Source organism: Streptomyces sp. IBSBF 2435, from assembly GCF_036815005.1.
In the GTDB taxonomy this organism is placed as follows: domain Bacteria; phylum Actinomycetota; class Actinomycetes; order Streptomycetales; family Streptomycetaceae; genus Actinacidiphila.
Window position 1 is genome coordinate 1 of record NZ_JAJSYW010000299.1, and the last position, 5,057, is coordinate 5,057.

Consider the following 5,057-nt stretch of genomic DNA (forward strand, 5'->3'; position numbering starts at 1 on the left):
CTCCCGGCCTCCCCGGCACCCGCAGCCCACCAGGAACCCTCGTCTCCCCCGGCGCCCTCGGCACCCTCATCGACCCCCGCGGCCGAACCGGCCGACTCGGCCGGGCGCGCCGGGCCGCCCGACGCGGGCGATACGGATGACGCGGACCCTGCGGACCGTGCCGACAGCGGGCGCCGCGCGGACGACATGCTCGGCCTGACCGAACTGTTCGGCGAGACCGCCGAGGAGGCGGCGCTGCGCGACCTCATGCGTGAGGCCGTCCGTGACCTCAAGCCCACCCCGGACGCGCTCGACCACCTGCGGCGTGCCGTGCCGGCCCGCCGCCAGCACCGTCGGCAGGCGCTGGCCGGCAGCGCGGCCGCGGTACTGCTCGTCGGCACGGCGGTGCCCGCGCTGATCCACGCCGCCGGCTCACGGGGCGGCGCGGCTGCCGCCCCGGCCAACGTGGCCAGCGCGCACACCGCCCAGCCGGGCGAGGACGGCCGCCTCAACTCCTGGGGCGCCGCGGGCGACTCCGGGCAGGCCGGCCGCGGGCCGGACGGTGACGGCCCGGACCGCCGGTCCCCGGCCGCGGGCGGCACCGGCGGCCCGTCCAGCATGGCCACCAGCCCGGGCGGGCTGCCGTCGGTCGACGCACCCGCCTGTTCGAGCAGCCAGCTCGGCCAGGGCCGCAGCAAGGCCGGCTCCCCCGACTCCGGCGGCCGGATCTACGGCTGGTTCCGGGTCGCCAACGTCTCCACCGCCGCCTGCGCCGTGCCGCCCGCCCCCGGGCAGGTGGACGTGACCGCGTACGGCCCCGCCGACCCCTCGCAGATCACCGTGGTCAACCACACCTCCGGCGACCCCGCGACCGGGCTGCCCGCCACCGCCGACGACGTCCCCGTCGTGCTCGCCCCCGGCGAGAACTACGAGGTCGCCTTCGCCTGGGTGCCCTCCGCAGCGGGACCCGGCGGCTGTCCGCCGCCCAGCTCCCCGCCGGTCACCCCGAGCCCGAGCGGCACCCCGACGGACACCTCCGTGCCCGATCCGGGCGGCTCGAACTCCGCCGACAGCCCGGTGTCGCAGACCCCGCCGCCCGGCGGTCCCTCGGGCCCGACGCAGCCCGCCGCCATCTCGCTCACCCACACCCCGGCGGCCGGCGCCCCGGTGATCGCCGGCCCGACCCTCCAGGGGGCCTGCGCCGGCACCATCTACACGACGGCGCCGATGGCCGCGGCCCCGTCGGACACCCCACCGTCGTAGCAGGCGGCGCGGGGGTGCCGCCTGCTACGGCGGTCCCGGTGACGGACCGTCGCAGGCACCCCCGTACCGTGGAGGTGTGTACCGGTTCCTGCTCACCCCGCGCTGGCTGGCGGTCGGCGTGCTCGTACTGCTCGCCGTGCCCTTCTGCGTCTTCATGGGCAGTTGGCAGCTGAGCCGCTTCGAGAGCCGGGTGGACCAGCACAAGGACGCCAAGCACACCGAGGTGCAGACGGCCGGCCGGGCGCCGGTGCCGCTGGCCGGGCTGCTGCCCGACACCAGGACCCAGGTGCCCTCGGACGGCTCGGGCCGCCCGGTCACCGCGACCGGCCGCTACGACACCGCCCGCCAGCTCCTCGTCCCCGACCGCCTGCTCGACGGCCGCAACGGCTACTACGTCCTGACTCCCCTCCGGCTCGACAGCGGTGCCGCGCTGCCCGTGGTACGCGGCTGGCTGCCCGGTGATGTCCCGGCCGCCACCGGCCTCGGCGCAGTGCCGCCGGCTCCGGCCGGCGAGGTCACCGTGACCGGCGCGCTTCAATACCCCGAGACCGCGGGCACCAACGGAGTGCCCGCCGCTCCCGGCGCGCTGCCGGCCGGGCAGCTCGGCATCATCAGTGCCGCCGCTCTCGTCAATGTCCTCCCTTATCCCGTCTACAGCGGCTGGATCACCGCCACCCACTCCGCCGCACCGCTGAAGCCGGTGCCCCCGGTGGCGCCCCCGGGCAGCGGCCTGGACCTCAAGGCCTTCCAGAACCTCGGCTACACCGGTGAGTGGTTCGTCTTCGCCGGCTTCGTGGTCTTCATGTACTTCCGGCTGGCCCGCCGGGAGGCCGAGGCGCAGGCCGACGCCGCGCTCGGCCTGCTGCCCCCGCCGGGCCCGGACCCCGAGCCGGACCCGGGCCCGGCGGGCGCTACCGACGAGCCGGCCGGGTCAGCCGCCCACGTGGCGTAGGGCGAAGGCCAGCTCCAGCCGGACCTGCTTGATGCGCTCCTCCACGACGAGGGAGCCGTGGCCCGCGTCGTAGCGGTACACCTCGTGCGGCTTGTCGAGCGCCCGCAGCCGCTCTACGTAGTTGTCGATCTGGCGTATCGGACAGCGCGGGTCGTTCATCCCCGCGCTGATGTAGACCGGGGCGGTGACCTTGTCCACGTAGGTCAGCGGGGACGAGGCCGCATAGCGCTCCGGCACGTCGGCCGGGGAGCCGCCGAAGAGGGTGCGGTCGAGCGATTTCAGCGCCTCCATCTCGTCGGCGTACGCGGTCGGGTAGTCGGCGACCGGGACCGCCGCGATGCCCACCGCCCAGGCACCGGGCTGGGTGCCGAGGCCCAGCAGGGTCAGATAGCCGCCCCAGGAGCCGCCGGTGAGCACCAGCCGCGCCGGGTCGGCCAGTCCCGACGACACCGCCCACTCACGGACCGCAGCTATGTCCTCCAGCTCGATCAGGCCGACCCGGTGCTTGAGCGCGTCCGTCCACTCGCGGCCGTAGCCGGTCGACCCGCGGTAGTTGACCCGCACCACCACGAAACCGTGGTCCAGCCAGGCCGCGGGGCCGGCCGCGAAGGAGTCCGACTCGTGCCAGGTCGGGCCGCCGTGTATTTCGAAGACCGTCGGCAGCGGGCCCTTGCCCCGGGCCGCGGCGGCGGGGGGCCGCTGCACCAGGGCGTGGATCCGGCCGCCGGGGCCGTCCACCCACACGTCCTCCACCGGAACCGAGTCGGGCGCCCGCAGCCCCGGGGCCTCCAGCACGGTCGCGCCGGTGGTCGAGCGCACCGCCGGGGGCCGTGCGGCCGACGACCACAGATACTCGACCGTGCCGTCCGGCCTGGCGGTGGCGCCGCTCACCGAACCCCGCGGGGTGTCGAGCGCGGTCAGCGTGCCGGCCGCCAGGTCGTACCGGAACATCTCGCTGCGGGCCCGGAAGTCGTGCACCACCAGCAGTGCGCTGCCGTCCGGATACCACTCGGCCTGCACGTCGCCGGGCAGGTCGATCGCCAGGGTGATCTGCTCGCCGCCGGCCACGTCCCAGATCATCGGCAGCCAGCGGTCGGCCCGCTGATGGCCGACCAGCAGCCGGGTGTCGCCGGGCACGGGGGCGAAGCCGAGGCTGTCGAGGCCCAGCTCCCGGGTGCCGTCCTCGGTGTCGTCCAGCTCCGCCACCACGGAGCCGTCCGCGACCCGCAGCACCCGCAGCGCGCTGTGCATCGCGTCGCCGTGCTCGGTGTGCTCGATGACGACCAGCGTGCCGTCCTCCGAGAGGTCGCCGACTCCGGCGGACTCCTCGTGCCGGTAGATCTCGTAAGGCTCGGCGCCGTCCGGCGGCACCACGTGCACGGTCGTGCCCTCGTCGTCGGTGGAGCGGCCGACGACCGCGAGGCCGCCGACGCCGAGCGCGACGCCCGCCGGATAGGAGGGGGCGAGGCCGGGGGCGGCCGGTATGTCCTCGCCACCGTCGAACGGCTGGCGCATCCACACGCCGAACTCGTCGCCGTTGGTGTCGGAGAACCACCACACCCAGGCGCCGTCGCGGCTGAGGGTGCCGTCCGTCGTGCCGTTCGGCCGGTCGGTGACCTGGCGGCGCTCGCCCGTCGTCCGATTCCACGCGTACAGCTCGTACGTGCCGGTGACGTCCGAGACGAACAGGCTGTGGTCGGGGGCGTCCTCCGCCCACTCCGGCAGGCCGACCCGGGGTGCGCGATACCTCTTCTCCCAGTCGGGGAGGGATCCCGGAAGGGCGTCCGGGGCCGAGGCGGTCGAGCCGGGCAGGCTCTCCGGCGCGAGGGGGGAGGGTGCGGGCACGGCCGGCACGGCGTCGGATTCGGGCGTGGACCCGCTGGCGGATCCGGTCGTTTCGTTCATGCCCCCATGATGCTCCGCCGAGCACACCTCAGGAGCGTCTGTCGTCACAGCCTGTGGATAACTCTGGGCGATGCGCGACGAAGTGCGGCTGTCCCGGCACTTCCGTCGTCCCCCGCACGACCACGACCGGGCAGGTCGCGTGAAGTGTGACGGTATGACTTACCGAGCCGAGCAACGTCGCACGGAAGGTTCCCTGGCCGCGCACGCCGACCACGATCAGGTCGGCGTCCTGGGCCTGGTCCAGGATGGCCTGGGCCGGGTTGCCCAGCACGACCACCTGCTGGACGGCTGCCGCCTGCTCCGGCGGGAATGCCTCGCTGACCGTCTCCGCCAGGACCCGGGCGACAGGCTGTTCCAGGTCCAGGTCTTCCGGCAGCTCCGGCATGCCTGCCCAGCCGAATGCTCCGGGCAGCTCCCAGGCCATGACCGCGACGAGCGTCGCGCCGGTCATCCCGGCCTGGCGGCCGGCCCAGCGCAGCGCTTGCAGCGCGGGCGTCGAGCCGTCGACGCCCACCACGATCGTGCCGTTTGCCATCGGGCTCCACGCCTTACGCCTTGCTTCGTCACGTGTCGTGCGGGGCTTCGCGCGGTGTCGCGGAAGTCGGGTGCCCGCCTTTTGCACCTTAACCAGGGTGGGGGGTCTTCGCATGACGGTGCGCCGGGCTGCGCCTGGCCCGGACCGGGGTGGGTGCTTGCGGCAGGGACGGACGCGGCGGTCCGTCGGGGCCGGGCGCTCGCACCCCGGGTCAGTGCCTTTTGCTGTCGCCCTGCGACCTCGGCGGCGACCCGGTCGGGGCGGCGACCCGCAGCCGGTCAAGCGGCGATGGCTGCGTTGAGGAGGGGGGTGAGTTCTTCGGTGATCGTGGTCAGCGGAGTCGTGGACTCGTGGGCGCGGGCCATCAGGATGGCGCCCTCCAGGGCGGAGATCATCAAGGTGGCCAGGGCGGTGGCGCGGGTG

At 74.8% G+C, this 5,057-nt stretch carries 4 protein-coding genes and 1 pseudogene; 2 read left to right on the forward strand and 3 right to left on the reverse strand.

Features of this window, described 5'->3' with window-relative positions:
- Both V7E46_RS32330 and V7E46_RS32335 read left to right on the forward strand, forming a co-directional pair.
- Nucleotides 1–1,242, forward strand: a 1,242-nt coding sequence (locus V7E46_RS32330) for a hypothetical protein (protein ID WP_333771740.1), incomplete at its 5' end; no start/stop codon positions are given.
- Nucleotides 1,243–1,318: 76 nt separating this feature from the next.
- Nucleotides 1,319–2,194, forward strand: a complete 876-nt coding sequence (locus V7E46_RS32335) for an SURF1 family protein (RefSeq protein ID WP_333771741.1) — start codon at nucleotides 1,319–1,321, stop codon at nucleotides 2,192–2,194.
- Here the strand turns inward: V7E46_RS32335 and V7E46_RS32340 are convergent.
- From V7E46_RS32340 to V7E46_RS32350, 3 genes and pseudogenes are all read right to left on the reverse strand, one after another.
- Nucleotides 2,174–4,099: a S9 family peptidase gene (locus V7E46_RS32340; protein WP_333771742.1), complete on the reverse strand. Its 1,926-nt coding sequence runs from the start codon at nucleotides 4,097–4,099 to the stop codon at nucleotides 2,174–2,176. The genes V7E46_RS32335 and V7E46_RS32340 overlap by 21 nt on opposite strands.
- Before the next feature lie 112 nt (nucleotides 4,100–4,211).
- Nucleotides 4,212–4,634 (reverse strand): annotated as a pseudogene (locus V7E46_RS32345) (universal stress protein); the annotation flags it as partial.
- A gap of 278 nt (nucleotides 4,635–4,912) precedes the next feature.
- Nucleotides 4,913–5,057, reverse strand: a 145-nt coding sequence (locus tag V7E46_RS32350) for an LmrA/YxaF family transcription factor (RefSeq protein WP_443054417.1), incomplete at its 5' end; no start/stop codon positions are given.